Origin of the sequence: Amycolatopsis sp. lyj-84 (assembly GCF_046549075.1) — a bacterium.
Classification (GTDB): Bacteria; Actinomycetota; Actinomycetes; order Mycobacteriales; family Pseudonocardiaceae; genus Amycolatopsis.
The window spans coordinates 358,864-373,415 of sequence record NZ_JAJPWO010000009.1; the positions used below are offsets into that span (position 1 = coordinate 358,864).

At 68.8% G+C, this 14,552-nt stretch carries 14 protein-coding genes and 1 tRNA gene; 2 read left to right on the forward strand and 13 right to left on the reverse strand.

Annotated features, from left to right (window positions below):
* Positions 1 to 27: 27 nt before the first annotated feature.
* Both galT and ACLJRM_RS27755 read right to left on the reverse strand, forming a co-directional pair.
* On the reverse strand, positions 28 to 1,110 hold the full coding sequence (gene galT, locus ACLJRM_RS27750) for a galactose-1-phosphate uridylyltransferase (protein WP_410664686.1): 1,083 nt from the start codon (positions 1,108 to 1,110) through the stop codon (positions 28 to 30).
* Positions 1,107 to 1,907: a DeoR/GlpR family DNA-binding transcription regulator gene (locus ACLJRM_RS27755; protein WP_101610696.1), complete on the reverse strand. Its 801-nt coding sequence runs from the start codon at positions 1,905 to 1,907 to the stop codon at positions 1,107 to 1,109. The genes galT and ACLJRM_RS27755 overlap by 4 nt, the downstream gene beginning before the upstream one ends.
* Before the next feature lie 83 nt (positions 1,908 to 1,990).
* Here ACLJRM_RS27755 and ACLJRM_RS27760 point away from each other — a divergent pair, with 83 nt between their 5' ends.
* Positions 1,991 to 2,374 (forward strand): VOC family protein, encoded by a 384-nt coding sequence (locus tag ACLJRM_RS27760; protein ID WP_410664687.1) that lies wholly within the window; start codon positions 1,991 to 1,993, stop codon positions 2,372 to 2,374.
* Here ACLJRM_RS27760 and lspA read toward each other — a convergent pair.
* The 6 genes from lspA to ACLJRM_RS27790 form a co-directional block, all read right to left on the reverse strand.
* Positions 2,352 to 2,870 carry a signal peptidase II gene (gene lspA / locus ACLJRM_RS27765; RefSeq protein WP_101610698.1) on the reverse strand — a complete coding sequence of 173 codons (519 nt, stop codon included), beginning with the start codon at positions 2,868 to 2,870 and terminating at the stop codon, positions 2,352 to 2,354. The two genes, ACLJRM_RS27760 and lspA, sit on opposite strands and share 23 nt — an antisense overlap.
* Positions 2,848 to 3,348, reverse strand: coding sequence for a carboxymuconolactone decarboxylase family protein (locus ACLJRM_RS27770; protein ID WP_410664688.1), 501 nt, complete (start codon positions 3,346 to 3,348; stop codon positions 2,848 to 2,850). Before ACLJRM_RS27770 ends, lspA begins: the two co-directional genes overlap by 23 nt.
* Entirely contained in the window at positions 3,348 to 4,772 is a 1,425-nt protein-coding gene (locus tag ACLJRM_RS27775) for an ATP-binding protein (protein ID WP_410664689.1), read from the reverse strand. The genes ACLJRM_RS27770 and ACLJRM_RS27775 overlap by 1 nt, the downstream gene beginning before the upstream one ends.
* Entirely contained in the window at positions 4,769 to 5,461 is a 693-nt protein-coding gene (locus ACLJRM_RS27780; protein WP_101610701.1) for a response regulator transcription factor, read from the reverse strand. The genes ACLJRM_RS27775 and ACLJRM_RS27780 overlap by 4 nt, the downstream gene beginning before the upstream one ends.
* 85 nt (positions 5,462 to 5,546) lie before the next feature.
* Positions 5,547 to 6,161, reverse strand: a complete 615-nt coding sequence (locus tag ACLJRM_RS27785; RefSeq protein ID WP_101610702.1) for a trimeric intracellular cation channel family protein — start codon at positions 6,159 to 6,161, stop codon at positions 5,547 to 5,549.
* Entirely contained in the window at positions 6,161 to 6,814 is a 654-nt protein-coding gene (locus tag ACLJRM_RS27790; RefSeq protein ID WP_005155565.1) for a response regulator, read from the reverse strand. Before ACLJRM_RS27790 ends, ACLJRM_RS27785 begins: the two co-directional genes overlap by 1 nt.
* Before the next feature lie 379 nt (positions 6,815 to 7,193).
* Here ACLJRM_RS27790 and ACLJRM_RS27795 point away from each other — a divergent pair.
* Positions 7,194 to 7,266, forward strand: a tRNA-Arg gene (locus ACLJRM_RS27795).
* A 165-nt stretch (positions 7,267 to 7,431) separates the two neighbouring features.
* Here ACLJRM_RS27795 and ACLJRM_RS27800 read toward each other — a convergent pair.
* The 5 genes from ACLJRM_RS27800 to ACLJRM_RS27820 all read right to left on the reverse strand — a co-directional run bounded on the left by ACLJRM_RS27800 (position 7,432) and on the right by ACLJRM_RS27820 (position 14,540).
* Positions 7,432 to 7,878 carry a hypothetical protein gene (locus tag ACLJRM_RS27800; protein ID WP_410664690.1) on the reverse strand — a complete coding sequence of 149 codons (447 nt, stop codon included), beginning with the start codon at positions 7,876 to 7,878 and terminating at the stop codon, positions 7,432 to 7,434.
* A gap of 315 nt (positions 7,879 to 8,193) precedes the next feature.
* Positions 8,194 to 9,417, reverse strand: a complete 1,224-nt coding sequence (locus ACLJRM_RS27805; RefSeq protein ID WP_410664691.1) for an aminotransferase class V-fold PLP-dependent enzyme — start codon at positions 9,415 to 9,417, stop codon at positions 8,194 to 8,196.
* 88 nt (positions 9,418 to 9,505) lie between these two features.
* Entirely contained in the window at positions 9,506 to 11,233 is a 1,728-nt protein-coding gene (locus ACLJRM_RS27810; RefSeq protein WP_410664692.1) for a CoA transferase, read from the reverse strand.
* A gap of 83 nt (positions 11,234 to 11,316) precedes the next feature.
* Positions 11,317 to 12,636, reverse strand: coding sequence for an acyltransferase family protein (locus ACLJRM_RS27815; RefSeq protein WP_410664693.1), 1,320 nt, complete (start codon positions 12,634 to 12,636; stop codon positions 11,317 to 11,319).
* A gap of 233 nt (positions 12,637 to 12,869) precedes the next feature.
* Entirely contained in the window at positions 12,870 to 14,540 is a 1,671-nt protein-coding gene (locus ACLJRM_RS27820; protein ID WP_410664694.1) for a (2,3-dihydroxybenzoyl)adenylate synthase, read from the reverse strand.
* Between the last annotated feature and the right edge of the window lie 12 nt (positions 14,541 to 14,552).

Here is a 14,552-nt window from a genome sequence, read left to right on the forward strand (position 1 = left end):
TGTGCATCGCACATGAGTATGGCCCCGTCAGCGGGTGGCTCGCAGCCTTTCGGCGATCTGCTCGGGCGTGGCGTCGTTGATCCACACCGCCATCCCGGACTCCGACCCGGCCAGATACTTCAGCTTGTCCTTGGACCGCAGGACCGAGAACACCTCCAGATGCAGCCAGCCGAGCTCGCGATCGCGTTTGGCGGGCGCCTGGTTCCAGGCCGCGATGTAGGGCAGTGGCCGGTCGTAGAGCCCGTCGCAGCGGCGAAGGACCTCGAGGTAGACGTCGGCGAACTCGTCACGCTCGGCGTCCGACAGCGCGGGGATGTCGGGCACCTGGCGATGCGGCACGATCTGGACCTGCACCGGCCAGCGCGCGGCGGGCGGCACGAACGCCGTCCAGTGCTCGCCCGCGACGACGACCCTCGCCCCGGATTCCCGCTCGGCGGCCAGGACGTCGCCCATCACCGGACGGCCGTGCTCGGCCGCGTAGGCGCGCGCGACCTCCAGCATCCGCTCGGTCTTCGGCGTGACGAACGGGTAGCCGTAGATCTGGCCGTGCGGATGATGCAGCGTCACGCCGATCTCTTCACCGCGGTTCTCGAACGGGAAGACCTGCTCGACACCGTCCATCGCGGACAGTTCGGCGGTGCGGTCGGCCCAGGCGTCGACGACCGCGCGGACCTGCTTCGCCGTCAGCCCGGCGAAGGAGCCATCGTGGTCGCTGGTGAAGCAGACGACCTCACACCGGCCGACACCCGGCGCGACCGGCACCAGCCCCGCGCCGTCCACTGTGGACGCGTCGCCGAGGACGTTGCGCGCGAAGGAAGGGAAGCGGTTCTCGAAGACGGCGACGTCGTAGTCCGGCTCCGGGATCTCGCTGGGCTTCCCGGGTTTGGTGGGGCACAGCGGGCACAGGTCGGCGGGCGGCTTGTACGTCCGCGTCTGCCGGTGCGCGGCCATGGCCACCCATTCCCCGGTCAGCGGATCGCGCCGGATCTCCGACGCCGCCGCGACCTGAGGGAGGTCACGGGTGTCCTCGGCGGTCCGTTCGGGCGCGCCCGGCGAGTCGAAATAGATGATCTCCCGGCCGTCGGCCAGGTGCCTTACCGTGCGCTTCACGCTTCTTCAGCCTCAGCCGTCTCCGCCGTTTCGGCGATCATCAGCTCACCCGCCTGCTCGGTGAGCGTTTCCCTTGCGTTGTCGGTCAGGCCGTCGTCCGAGACGACGACGTCGGCCTCTTCGAGCCCGGCGATGGTGGAGATGCCGACGATGCCCCACTTGGTGTGATCGGCCAGCACGACCAGCTTGCGGCCCGCTTCGACCAGCGCGCGATCGGTTTCGGATTCGGTGAGGTTCGGCGTGGTGAAACCGGGACCGTCGGCCATCCCGTGCACGCCGAGGAAGACGACGTCCAGGTGCAGCGAACGCAGGCTCTGCACGGCGACCGGCCCGACCAGCGCGTCCGACGGGGTGCGGACGCCCCCGGTGAGGACCACCGTGCGATCCGGCTGGTTCGCACCGCGCAGCACGTCGGCGACCTGGATGGAGTTCGTGACGATCGTCAGGCCGGGGACCTCGTCGAGGGCCCGCGCCAGCGTCCAGGTGGTGGTGCCCGCGGAGATGCCGATCGCGGTGCCCGGCCGGACCAGCCCGGCCGCGACGGCGGCGATGGCCTCCTTCTGTGCGCGCTGACGCACGGACTTGGCCTCGAAACCGGGCTCGTCGGTGCTTTTGCCGACGATGGAGGTGGCGCCGCCGTAGACCTTCTCGACCAGGCCTCGCCCGGCGAGCACGTCGAGATCGCGGCGCACCGTCATGTCGGAAACGCCGAGCCTCGCGACGAGGTCGCTGACCCGGACCGCCCCGGTCCGGCGCGCCTCCTCGAGGATCACTGCCTGTCGTTGCCGCGCAAGCACGAAGCCTCCCCTGGATTAACTACACAAAATCCTACACGATCAAACATGGCGCGACGAGCGGATCCACCTGCCAGCATGTGTCCATGGCCAGGCTTCGCGACGTCGTCATCGACTGCCACCATCCGGCTTCGCTCGCCCGTTTCTGGGCTGCCGCGCTCGACGGCTACGAGGTCGCACCCTATGACGAAGACGAGCTCGAGCACCTTCGTTCGCTGGGGCTCTCCGGCCCCGAAGACGATCCTTCGGTACTCGTCGAAACCACGGCGGGACCGCGGCTGTTCTTCAACCTGGTCCCGGAATCCAAGGTCGTCAAGAACCGGATGCACCTGGACCTGGCGGACGACGACGTCGAACGGCTCGTCGCCCTGGGCGCGAAGGTGCTCGCGAGCCCCGAAGACGGTGTCGTCGTTCTCGCCGACCCCGAGGGAAACGAGTTCTGTCTCGTTACTCCGCCTCAGTCTCTTTGACGCCCTCGATCGGGACGCCGCGGAAACTGAGCACGAAAAGGGAGACCGCGCCGAAGAACAACGCGATGTCGGCGACGTTCCCGACGAACCAGCCGTTGTAGTCGATGAAGTCGACGACGTGACCACGTGCGAAACCGGGATCGCGGAACAGCCTGTCGCCCAGGTGCGTCGTCGCGCCGCCGAGCAGCAGCCCGAGCGAGATCGCCCAGCCCGCCGAACGGACCTTGCGCGAGATCCACAGCAGCGCGACCACCGCAACCGCCGCCAGGATCGCGAAGATCCAGGTGGAACCGGAGCCCAGCGAGAACGCCGCGCCCGGGTTGTAGAGCAGCCGGAAGCGGATGAAGTCGCCGATCACCGGGATCGGCGCGCGGCCGGTGAGGGCGTCGACGGCCCACCATTTGGTCAGCTGGTCGGCCGCCAGCAGCACCGCGGCCACCAGCAGTGTCCACAGCAGACGGCGGGGCGGCATCTCAGGCGCGTTCTCGGTGCTCATCACCCGTCAGAGTACGGGCGACGCCGAGCGCGTTGAGCGCGGCGGGGAAACCCACGTAGACGGCGAGATGCAGGATCGCCTCGACGGCGGCCCCGAACTCCCCCGCGTCGCGCGCTTCCCGGAGGACTTCGGCCAGTTCCGGCGCCACTCCGCCGTTCGCGGTGTGCTCCGCGATCGACTTGAGCCGCCGGGTCGTGTCGTCGTCCTGCTCCAGGTCGCCGCCGACCTTCGCCACGGCGGTCTTGTGGAACTCGAGCTGCGCCTGCGCGTAGCCCAAGGTCTCCAGCGCGGCGACCGTCACCCATTGCCGCTGTGCCAGCGAAAGCCCCGGCCGCTGGTAGACGCCGCCGTAGACGAAGGCGACCGCTTCTCTGCCGTAGTCCGCCGCCTGGACGGCGTCGAACAAGTTCAACACGGCGGGATCCTCGACGCCGCCGAGAAGCCGGAGCAGTTCGAGGCCCTTGTCGTAGTCACTCATCAAGCAGGGGCTCCCGGGAGCCGCAGGGTCATCAGCGCGCCGCCCGCGGGAGCGCGTCCCGCGTAGACGCCGCCGCCGTGCCGCTGCGCCGCGTGCTGGACGATGGCGAGGCCGAGCCCCGAACCGGGCAGCGTTCGCGCTTCGGAAGAGCGGTAGAACCGGTCGAAGACCTTCGGAAGGTCCTCGTCGGCGATCCCCGGCCCTGCGTCCTCGACTTCGAGCACCGCGGTGCCGTCGCCGACCGGGTACAGCCGAACCCCGACCGTCGAGCCCTCGGGCGAGAACTTCACCGCGTTGTCCAGGAGGTTCAGCACCGCGCGTTCCAGCGCGCTGGTGTCGCCGGTCAGCACCCACGGCTGGAGCGAGACATCGAACTCGATCTCGCCCGCGCGGCGGCGTGCCCTGTCGAGCGCGCGCTCGACGACGTCGACCATCTCGACCCGCTCGTGCTCGATCCGCGGCTCGTCCTGGCGCGCGAGTTCGACGAGGTCGCCGATCAGCTGGGTCAGCTCGTCGAGCTGGCCGCGGATGTCGGCCTCGATGTCGCTGCGGTCCTCGTCGGACAGCGTGCGCGCGCCCGGTCTGCTCGCGGACAGGAGCAGTTCGAGATTCGTGCGGAGCGACGTCAGCGGCGTCCGGAGTTCGTGGCCGGCGTCCGCGACGAGCTGCCGTTGCCGTTCCTGCGATTCGGCGACCGTGCCGAGCATCGTGTTGAAACTCTGCGTGAGGCGGGCGAGTTCGTCGTCGCCGCTGACCGGGATCGGCCGCAGGTCGCCGGTGGTGGCGACACGTTCCGCCGCCGACGTCAGTCTGTCGACCGGCCGCAGCCCCGCTCTCGCGACGGCCGTTCCCGCGGCCGCGGCGACCAGGATCCCGGCGCCGCCGATCAGGAACAGGACCACCGAAAGCTCGTTCAGGGTGCGCTTGGTCGGGCCGAGCGACTGCGCGAGCACCATCGCCTGCCCCGGCCCCTGCGGGAGGGCGACGACCCGGCTGTCGGTCTTCGGGTCGGTGCGCAGCGAGAACGCCTTGTCGCCGGTGGCGACCGCGATCTCGTCCTCGCCGTACGGCGGGCGGCTTCCGGACTGCGGATAGGTCAGCCGGATCTTCTCCCCGACCGTCAGCTGGCCGATCTGCAGGTCCGCGCTGGCGAGGAAGGCACCGGGCACCTGCTGCAGTTCGGTCTGCACCTGCGGCGAGTCGACCGCGGCCTGCGCGCGGGCGCGCAGGTTGTCGTCCACCTGCTGGTAGAGGTTCTCCTTCACGACGAGATACGCGCCGAGCGACACCAACGCCACCGCGCCCGCCACCGAGACGGCGGCGAGCAGCGTCACCCGGCCGCGGAGCGAGAAGCGCCGCGTGCTCCAGCGGTCGCCGCGCGGATCCTTTTCGGACTCGCCGACGACCCGGACCGGCTCGGTCACGGCGGGGTTTCCCTCAGCACGTAGCCCACTCCCCGCACCGTGTGGATCAGCCTCGGTTCGCTCCCAGCCTCGGTCTTTCGGCGCAAATAGCCGACGTAGACCTCCAGCGCGTTGCCCGACGTCGGGAAGTCGTATCCCCATACTTCCTCCAGGATCCGGCTACGGGTCAGGACGTGCTTCGGGTAGGAGAGGAACAGCTCGAGAAGCGCGAATTCGGTCCTCGTGAGACTGATCTCCCGTCCCGCCCGGCGCACCTCGCGCGTCCCCGGGTCCAAAGTGAGATCCGCGAACGCCAGGATCTCGGCGTTCTGCCCGGCCTGCGGGTCCGGGATCGCCCGGCGCAGAAGCGCGCGAAGGCGAGCGAGAAGCTCTTCGAGCGCGAAGGGCTTCGGGAGGTAGTCGTCGGCGCCGGCGTCGAGACCGGACACTCGATCGGACACGGTGTCCCGCGCCGTGAGCACGAGGATCGGCAGGTCGTCACCGGTGCTTCGCAGGCGTCGGGCGACTTCCAGGCCGTCGAGCCGTGGCATCATCACGTCGAGGACCATCGCGTCGGGTCTGTTGGCGATGATCGCTTCCAGGGCCTGCGCGCCGTCCCCGGCCAGTTCCACCTGGTACCCGTTGAACTCAAGGGATCGCCTGAGTGATTCACGGACGGCCCTGTCGTCGTCCACTACGAGGATGCGCATGGCCACAGTCTTACGCAGCGTGCTGAGACTCGCCTAAGAACACACACAGAACAAACAAAGGAAATCGAGCAGTCCACAAGACGTTTCAGCCGGTCTCGGGCCCTTTTGCAACGGGTGCGTTCCATCTGCGCCACAAAGCGAGCATCCGAACCCCCACGACGACGGCAGCTGCTACGACCGTCACCGGCCCCGGCGGCAGTCGCAGAGAGTGACCGATCACGACGAGCACGGCCCCCGCGAGCGCCGCGACCGCATAGATCTCCTTCCGCAGCACGAGCGGGATTTCCCGGAGCAGGAGATCACGCACCGCACCTCCACCGATACCCGTCGTCATCCCGATCAGGCACGCCGCGTAGGGAGTGGCGCCCGCGTTCAACGCGATGGTGGTACCCGCCGTCGCGAACACCCCGAGCCCGAGCGCGTCGGCGAGCAGCACGCCGCGCCGCAGCTTCGCGATCTGCGGATGGAACACGAACACGACCAGCGCCGTCGCCCCGCAGACCGCGAGATAAGGCCAGGTCCGCAGGGTCGTGGGCGGCGTGATCCCCAGGAGGACGTCACGGATGATCCCGCCGCCGAGCGCCGTGGTGAGCCCGACGACGACCACTCCGAAGACGTCCAACCTGGACCGCACCGCCGCGAGCGCCCCCGAAGCGGCGAACGCGATCAAGCCGAGGAACTCGAGCGCGGTGAGGATCATTACTGGTCGAGCAGGCCACCGCGGTAGGCCAGCAGCGCGGCCTGCACCCGGTTCGCCGCGCCGATCTTGGACAGGACTGCCGAGACGTAGCCCTTGACCGTGGCCTCGGACAGGTGGAGGCGTCCGCCGATCTCCGCGTTGGACAACCCCTGGCCGATCAGCCCGACGACCTCACGCTCCCGCTCGGACAGCGACGCGAGCAGCTTGCGCGCCGGCTGCGCGGCCCGCTGCTCGTCCCGGTGCGACTGCACCATGCGCGCCGCGACCCCGGGGTCCAGCACCGCGCCACCCCTGGCGAGGTCCCGGACGGCCCTGAGCAGCGCCGCCGGGTCGATGTCCTTGAGCAGGAAGCCGTTGGCCCCGAGCCTGAGCGCGAGACTGACGTAATCGTCGATGTCGAACGTGGTCAACATGGCCACCGTCGGTGGATCCGGCAGCGCGAGGATGGCCCTGAGCGCGCGAATACCGTCGTCAGGCGCCCTCATCTTGATGTCGAGCAGGGCGACGTCAGGGTGGTACCGCCGGGCGACCTCGACCGCTGATCTCCCGTCGCTCGCCTCGCCCACGATCTCGATGTCGGCAGCGCCGGACATCATGGCACGCAGGCCCGAACGGACCAGTTCCTCGTCGTCGGCGAACATGAGCTTGATCAACGAAGCCCTCCGGCAGCCGGGGGAGCGGCGTCTCGCGTCCCGTTAACGAAGATTACCTACTGTTGTTCAGGGTTTCGAAACCAGACACGTACGAGTGACCCGTGCGGGTCATCTGTGTCGATCTAGCTTTCGATTCAGACCCTGTTTGCCTGGGTTGAGTGTGCGTCCTCCGGGACGGATCCGCAGGTCGAGTGTCACTAGGCGGCCACTGGCGGGGTTCGGCCGGTCCCACCGGCCTGCGCCGGGCGCTCGTTTGAGCGCTACCGCCGTTCGGGGGTTTCGCGGCGTTCACCTCGCCGGCCGCATGCCCTTCCGATGTGACGGTGCCCTCGTGCCCTGCCGGGGCCGGTCACCCGGTAGGCTGTGCCCGGCAGCACATGCCCTCGTAGCTCAGGGGATAGAGCACCGCTCTCCTAAAGCGGGTGTCGCAGGTTCGAATCCTGCCGGGGGCACATCACGACGAAGGCGAATCCCGCAGGCTCGTCGCGACCGATGCCGGTCGACGCAAGGAGATCGGCTTGAGCACCCGGTAACGATGCGTTCAAGGCTCATCTTCATCCGAGCTGGCTACGTACGATGTGCCGCAGCGCGCGGGCACTGACGGCTCAGAACCGTGATCAACGACCCGCGGGGCGGCCGTCAGGGTCGGTCATCGTGATGGCCCCGCCCTGCGCCTTCAGTACGACGTCCGCGCGGTACTTCCCGTCGCCCAGGGCGGCGAGAGTGCCGAGGCTGACCATCCGCGTGATGGCACCGTCGCGGTCGAACACCAGCAGATTGCCGTCCTGGACGTAGTCGCCGCTGTGGGTGCCATCGCCCTCGACGGTGACGGGCCTGCCGAGTTCGCGTTCGATTCGCGCACCGGAGGCGGGGCCGGTGAAGACCTGCACTGACGTCCAATCGCCGGGCGCCAGTTCCTTGAGCGGCCGCGAGCCGCCTGACCTGGCGAGGTCGCCGATGGATTTCTCGAGGCTGTCGTCGAATTCCACTGTCACTCCTGGGGTGCTCGTGCCGCAGCCCGCCACGAGAGCGAGAAGGGCGAGCAGAGTCACTATCAAGCGCATGGTCGGTATTGGTCCGGAGTCGCCGAGGGTTGACCGGGGTCGTGGTCGTCGTTGCGCCCCGGATTGTCCGTGGGCCAAGGCTTGTTCTTGGTTTCGCGAGTCTCGCCAGGAGTCGATTCGCTGGACGATACCAGTGTGTCGTTCTTGTCGATGACCACCGTTTTGCCGTCCTTGACCGCTTGTTCGACCAGGTTCGCCAACTGTTCGGGGCTGGCGTCCGGGTTGGCTTTGGCGATCGAGCGACCGACTTCTTTGGGAGGTTCAAGTCACTCGAATTCGCCTTTTGAATTCAGAGTCCACTGCGGGTTCGCGCGTTCAGGATCCGGCGATGGTCCGGATTCCGGTGATCAAGCGGTCGACGTGGTCCTCGGTCGTGCCGATCCCGATACTCGCGCGCACCGCCGTCGGCGCGGTCGTGCCCGCCTGCTCCAGCAACCGCCGGGTGAACGGGTGGGCGCAGAACAGGCCGTCGCGGACGCCGATGCCGAACTCCGCGGCCAGCCTGGTGGACACCGTGCGCGTCTCGACACCGTCGACGGTGAAGGAGACGATGCCCAGCCTGTCCGGCCAGCGGCCGCCCGCACCCAGCACCCGGACCGCGGGGATTTCCGCCAAGCCGTCGTGCAAACGGGTCATCAGGGTGTCCTCTTCGGACTGGATCGTGTCCAGGTCCGCCGCCGCGAGGGTATCGCACGCGGCGGCGAGGGCCACCGCGCCGATGACGTTCGGGGAGCCCGCCTCGTGTCGCGCGGCACCGGTCGCCCAGTCGACCTGACCGGGTGCGTCCCCGACGTGCGCGGTGGCCCCGCCGCCCGCGAGGTACGGCCGCGCGCCGTCCAGCCAGTCGGCCCTGCCCGCGAGCACGCCGGTTCCGAAGGGGGCGTACAGCTTGTGGCCGGAGAAAGCCACGTAGTCGAGGTCGAGGGCGGTGATGTCGATCCGCCGGTGTGGCGCGAGCTGGGCGGCGTCCACCGCGATGCGGGCGCCGAAGCGGTGGGCGGTGGCGGCGAGTTCGGCCAGTGGCCAGACCTCACCGGTCACATTGGACGCGCCGGTGACGGCCAGCAGTATCGGACGCCCGGAGCCCAGCCCGGTGAGCGCCTCCGCGACGGCCGAGACCGCCTCCTCGGGTGACGAAGGCGCGGAGAGCCGGACGACTTCGTTCCAGGGCAAGAGGTTCGCGTGGTGTTCGCCTTCGAACGTGACGACCACGGTGCCCGGCGGCACGACGTGTGCGAGCAGGTTCAGGGCGTCGGTGGTGTTGCGGGTGAACACCACCTCGTCGTCCGGGCGGCAGCCGAGGAACGTGGTGACGGATTCGCGGGCGCGTTCGTACTTTTCCGTGCACAGCTGGGAAAGCGCGCCCGCGCCCCGGTGCACGCTCGCGTAGTACGGGAGCAGCTCCCCCACCACGTCTGCCACCTCGCGCAGGCACGGCGCGCTCGCCGCGTAGTCCAGGTTGGCGTAGGCGATCTTCGTGCCGTCGGACAATCCCACCTTGACGTCGGAGCCCAGCACGCCCAGCGTGTTCCCACCCATCACGAAGCTCCTCCGCCGACCGGACCATCTGTCGCGTCCCATGATCGCAGCACTCTCACGGGGTGAACATCTCCTGCGCTGCCACGGACTACGAAAAAGTCCATGGTGAAGTAGCGATCGCGCAGCCGTTCTGCTCGAACCGCGTGGGACGGCGCGAGACGAGCGTGCGCAGATCGCGCCGGACGGGCATCGCGACCGGGCCCAGCCTTCGTTCCCATTCCGCCACCGGCCACGCGCCCAGCGCCTTGGTGATCGCGTCCGGCAGTTCTTCTGGTAACGGAACGGGAATCTCCAGGACCGAACACAGTGCCGCGACGTCCTCGGTCACGATCGCGAGCAGGCCGTCGGCCGCCGCGAAGACACCGTCGACGGCGGCGGGCGACGGCTCGCGCAGCAGTGCGTCGGCCGCGCCCAGCAAGGACGTCGCGACCTCGCCGCCCCGGCCGAAGCGCTGACGTGCCACCAGTGCGGCCAGGATCCCTTCCGCCGAAACGAATCCGCCCGCGATGTCCACCATGATCATCAACGTCGGCCGCGGCGGCGCGCCTGCCGGGGTCAGTGCGTCCGCCAGCCCGGAATACGCCTGGACCATGTAGTCCGTCCCCGCGGGCGGGTTCTCCCCCAGCGCGTCGCCCCAGCCGGACGCGGTCGCGTACACGAGCCCGGGGTTCACCGCGTGCATCGTGGCCGCGTCCAGGCCGAGCTCGACGTCCTTGCCCGGCGCCCAGTTGTGCAGGAAGACATCGGCCTCACGGACCAGGTCCAGCACCTCGGCCCGTCCGGACGGCTGTTTGAAGTCGATCTCGGCGATCCGCTTGCCGTCGTTGAGCACGCGGAACTTCGCCGAGCAGTCACCCGCCATCGGCGGCATGCCCCGCAGGGGGTCACCGCCTGGCGGCTCGATCCGGGTGACGGTCGCGCCGAGCAGCGACAGCAGCCGGGTGGCCATCGGACCCTGCACGCGCCGGGTCGACTCGACGATGTGGATCCCGGCGAGCGGCGGTCCGGTATCGGCGCCGGATCCGGGCGGCGCCGCCCGGCCGGCACGGAACGACCACGGCGGCGAGCCCGCGTCGGGGTCGGCACGCCGGTCTTCCACTGTCCTCACCGGACAGATGTGCATCCCGGTCGACGCGGCGATCGATCCGATCTCCTCGAACGAGGAATCCTCGGCCGCTTCGTGCAGTTCGCGCGGAAGCGACACCGACGCCCGTTCGTAGCGGAGAAGGAACGGCCGCCAGCCCTGTCCGACCGCGCGTTCCGGCGCTCCCAGCGAAGCCCAGAACCCTTGCCAGGCATCGCTGCTGAAGGCTTCGATCTCGAAGGCGATCCCGTCGGAGGAAACGAACGGCGGCCGCGCCGTCGATGGGACGCCCTCGGGCCCCTCGGGATCTTCGTCCGCGGTGGCGGCGGCGATGTACTGCGCGACCGCCATCATCGCGACGCGGTCCGCGCTCATCTCGATCCGCGACACGGGGTTTCCACGCAGCTGAGCCAAAGTCGCGGCCAGAACGCCCTGGACGGCGGCCATCCCCGTGAGCACCGAGACGTAGTCGACGCCCAGCGGCCGCGGCTGCGCTTCGGACCGGCCGTGCAGTGCCATGATCCCGAAGTCGGCTTGAAGGAGGTTTTCCGGGAACGGCCCGAGCAGACCGGCCTCGACCGAAACACCCGGTCCGCTCACGCTCAGCACGCCGGGGCGTGCCGCACCGACGTCGGCGTCAAGCATCCGCAATCTGTCGAGAGCTGTCTCGACGGCCGGGCCGGATCCGGCGCTCAGGACGCGGAAACCGTTCAGAGGAGCGGAAAAGGACACGACGTACCTCCGGGTACTGCCACGGAAACGGCCTGGCGTCCGCGGGTTGCGGACGCCAGGCCGGAGGGTCCGATGGCGACGGACTACACCGGGACCGATTCCTCACGCGGTCGCGGCAGGGTGGCCGCCTTTCGGGCGGCGCGCCGCTTGATGACCCGCTCACCCCAGTTCATCAGCGGCCGTTCGATCAGGTAGTACGAGATCGTCGACAGGATGATCGTGCCGACCAGGGCGACCAGTTGCAGCTCCCAGAACCCGGTACCCGCACGGATCATCATCAACGGCATCGGCTCCCCGTTGAAATAGGCGTCCGGCTTCTGCAGGTAGAAATGCATCACCGCGAACTGCCACAGGTAGATCCCGTAGGAGATCTTGCCGATGAACAGGATCACCCGGTTGGTGAACACCGCGCGGATGAGGCGCGACTCGGGTCCGGGCGCGACCATCGACAGCAACAGGGTCGCCGAGAGAATGGCCAAGAGTCCGTAGAAGATCCCGAGCGCGGTGAGACTGTAGTAATCGTCCATACCGATTTCACTGCCGGGGCGGGCGCAGTTGATGAGCAGGCAGGTCATCGCGATACCCAGGAACAGGACACGGTGACGGCCGGCGAAGGTGAGCAGTTTGGGCGCCTCGTTCGGCGACGCCTTCTGCAGCTCCAGCCAGATCGCGATGATCATGCCGATCGCGACCTCCGGCATCAGGCCCATCGGGTACCAGAACAGCGCGCGGGTGCCGAGGCCGTTCATCTGCGAGTACAGCAGCCAGGCGACACCGGCCGCGAACAGGAACGGCACCGGGAGCATCATCCGGTACGCCCGCGCCCGCGCGGTCTTGCCACGGGAGGCGAACTTGAAGGTGGCCCAGGCCAGCAGCGGCAGCAGGAGATAGAACTGCGCCATGTCCGGCACCGTCCAGGTGATCTCCATGCCGTTGCTCCAGCCGTCCCAGTCGTAGATGTGCAGCAGCAGCATCGGACGGAGGACGTCCCACAGGTTTTCGACCTGCTGGAGGTTCAGCGCGACCAGCACCACGAGGTACATCACGTAGTACGCGGGGAGCAGGCGCAGCACACGCCGGATCACCGTGCCTTCGCGTTTGCGCGGGGTGCCGTTGATGATCGACTTCGCGAAGCCCTGGTAGACGAACATCCCCGTCAGCACGAAGAAGACGCCCGCGAAGATCTGCAGGCCGCCGGTGAAGAATCCGCCGACCGCGCTGGTCGAAGCGATCGTGCCGCCGAGTTCCTTGGTGCCCAGCACCCCCGCGATCATCGCGACGTGCGTGAAGAGCAGTGCCAGCGCGCAGACCCCGCGCAGGCCGTCGACGGCGAGATAGCGTTGTTTGGCGGGCTTCGCCGCGGCTGCGGGCGGCCCGCCTTTCCGCGTTGTGGTAACGCTCATGTGTGCGTCCTTTCTCCCAAAAGCTATGGGGTGAACCGCGCTCGAGCCTTTCCACGCCACGCGGCGGAACCCAGACCGATATCCGTCTGCCCTGCTAGCTTCGCACCGCCGTATGGCCCCCGTCTTATCCCATTCTGCGACCCTTTTCCGGCTTTGTAAGTACATGAAGGCCCCCTTCCTTGCGCCCAGCGCAAGGAAGGGGGCCTTCATGTACTTACCGTGGCTGTCGCGCCTCAGGCGGCTTCTTCCTCCAGCCGTCGCGCGATGTCCGCCCGCAGGACCTTCTTGTCGATCTTCCCGATCGGGGTGCGCGGCATCGCGTCGACGATCACCAGCCGCTCCGGCAGTTTGAACCGGGCGACCCCCGCCGTCTCCATGACGTCGATGACGTCCCGCAGTTCGACCGAAGCGCCGGGCGTCGGCACGACGTAGAGACAGCCGCGCTCACCGAGTACCGGATCCGGCATCGCGACCGACGCCGCCATCTCCACCGAATCCAGTTGGTAGGCGAAGGATTCGACCTCCTCGGCCGCGATCTTCTCGCCACCGCGGTTGATCACGTCCTTGGTGCGCCCTTCGACGACGACGTAGCCGTCCGGGCGCAGCCGCACGACGTCACCGGTGCGGTACCACCCGTCCGGGGTGAAGGCGCGCTCGTTGTGCTCGGGCGCGCGGTAGTACCCGCGGATCGTGTACGGGCCGCGTGTGATCAGCTCGCCCTGCTCGTCCGAGGGGACGGGATTCCCGTCAGGGTCGACCACCCGCAGTTCGTCGGCCGGGTTGATCGGGCGGCCCTGGGTGTCGCAGGTGACGTCGAACGGGTCGTCCAGCCGGGTGAGGTTGGTCAGCCCCTCCGCCATGCCGTAGCCCTGCTGCAGGGTGCAGCCGAACACCGAGCTGATCTGGCGCACCAGCTGGTCCTGCAGCCGCGCGGCGCCCAGGGTCAGCACCTCGAACGAGGACAGGTCGTGATGCTGGTCGGCCTCGCGGTACTCGAGCCAGCGCACCACGATCGCCGGTACCACCGACGTCACCGTGGCCCGTTCGGCTTCGATCGCGCCCAGCGAGTCACGAGCGGACGGCGACGGCGAGACCACCACCCGGCCGCCGGCCCACAGTACGCCGAGGATCGCGCTGAGCGGGTAGTTGTGCCCGAACGGCAGCACCGCGAGATACACCGACGAAGCGTCGAAGCCGAAAGCGTCGGCGGATCCGTCGACGTAGCAGGCGTAGTCGTCGTGGGTGCGCGCGATGAGTTTCGGCAAACCCGTGGTACCGCCGGAAAGGATCAGCAGCGCGACCGAGCGCGGGTCGGGTGCCGACGCGTCCAGTTCGGCGCGCGCCGCCGCGGGGTCCGGAGCCGGGGAGCACAGCGCGCGCAGGTCGACGTGGCCGTCACGGACGTCCCCGGCGACGATGACGTGCTCGATCGTCTCGGCCCCGGCGGCGATCCCGGCCGCCAGTTCCTGGTGGTCGAAGTCCTTCACGCGGTCCGGCACGGCGATCGCGCGCGCCTCGGACAGTTCGGCCAGATAGGACAGCTCGTGCCTGCGGTGCTGGATCAGCGCCATCACCGGGATCACACCGAGCCGGAAGCACGCCAGCGTCAGCACGACGAACTCCCAGCCGTTGGGCAGCTGGAAGAGCAGCCGGTCGTCCGGTCGGAGGCCCAGGGCGCGCAACCGCTGGGCGGCACCGTCCACACGGGACAGCAGCTCGGCGTAGGTCAGCCGGAAGTCACCGTCGGTCAGGGCCTCGTCGTCCGGGGTCGCGGCCGCGGCATCGACGAATCGCGAGGCGAGTGCCTGGCCTTTCCAGTGGCCTTCGGCGACGTACCGCGCGACGAGGTCGGCGGGCCAGGGGACCGTTCCCGCTCGGCTCGGCTGGACAGGTTTCGAGGGCACGACGGCCTCCCT

Coding starts and splice junctions, on each gene's coding strand:
- ACLJRM_RS27800 (WP_410664690.1), bottom strand. CDS start 7,878: ATGCGCTTGATAGTGACTCTGCTCGCCCTTCTCGCTCTCGTGGCGGGC.
- ACLJRM_RS27805 (WP_410664691.1), bottom strand. CDS start 9,417: ATGGGTGGGAACACGCTGGGCGTGCTGGGCTCCGACGTCAAGGTGGGA.
- ACLJRM_RS27785 (WP_101610702.1), bottom strand. CDS start 6,161: ATGATCCTCACCGCGCTCGAGTTCCTCGGCTTGATCGCGTTCGCCGCT.
- ACLJRM_RS27780 (WP_101610701.1), bottom strand. CDS start 5,461: ATGCGCATCCTCGTAGTGGACGACGACAGGGCCGTCCGTGAATCACTC.
- ACLJRM_RS27760 (WP_410664687.1), top strand. CDS start 1,991: ATGGCCAGGCTTCGCGACGTCGTCATCGACTGCCACCATCCGGCTTCG.
- ACLJRM_RS27815 (WP_410664693.1), bottom strand. CDS start 12,636: ATGAGCGTTACCACAACGCGGAAAGGCGGGCCGCCCGCAGCCGCGGCG.
- lspA (WP_101610698.1), bottom strand. CDS start 2,870: ATGAGCACCGAGAACGCGCCTGAGATGCCGCCCCGCCGTCTGCTGTGG.
- ACLJRM_RS27770 (WP_410664688.1), bottom strand. CDS start 3,348: ATGAGTGACTACGACAAGGGCCTCGAACTGCTCCGGCTTCTCGGCGGC.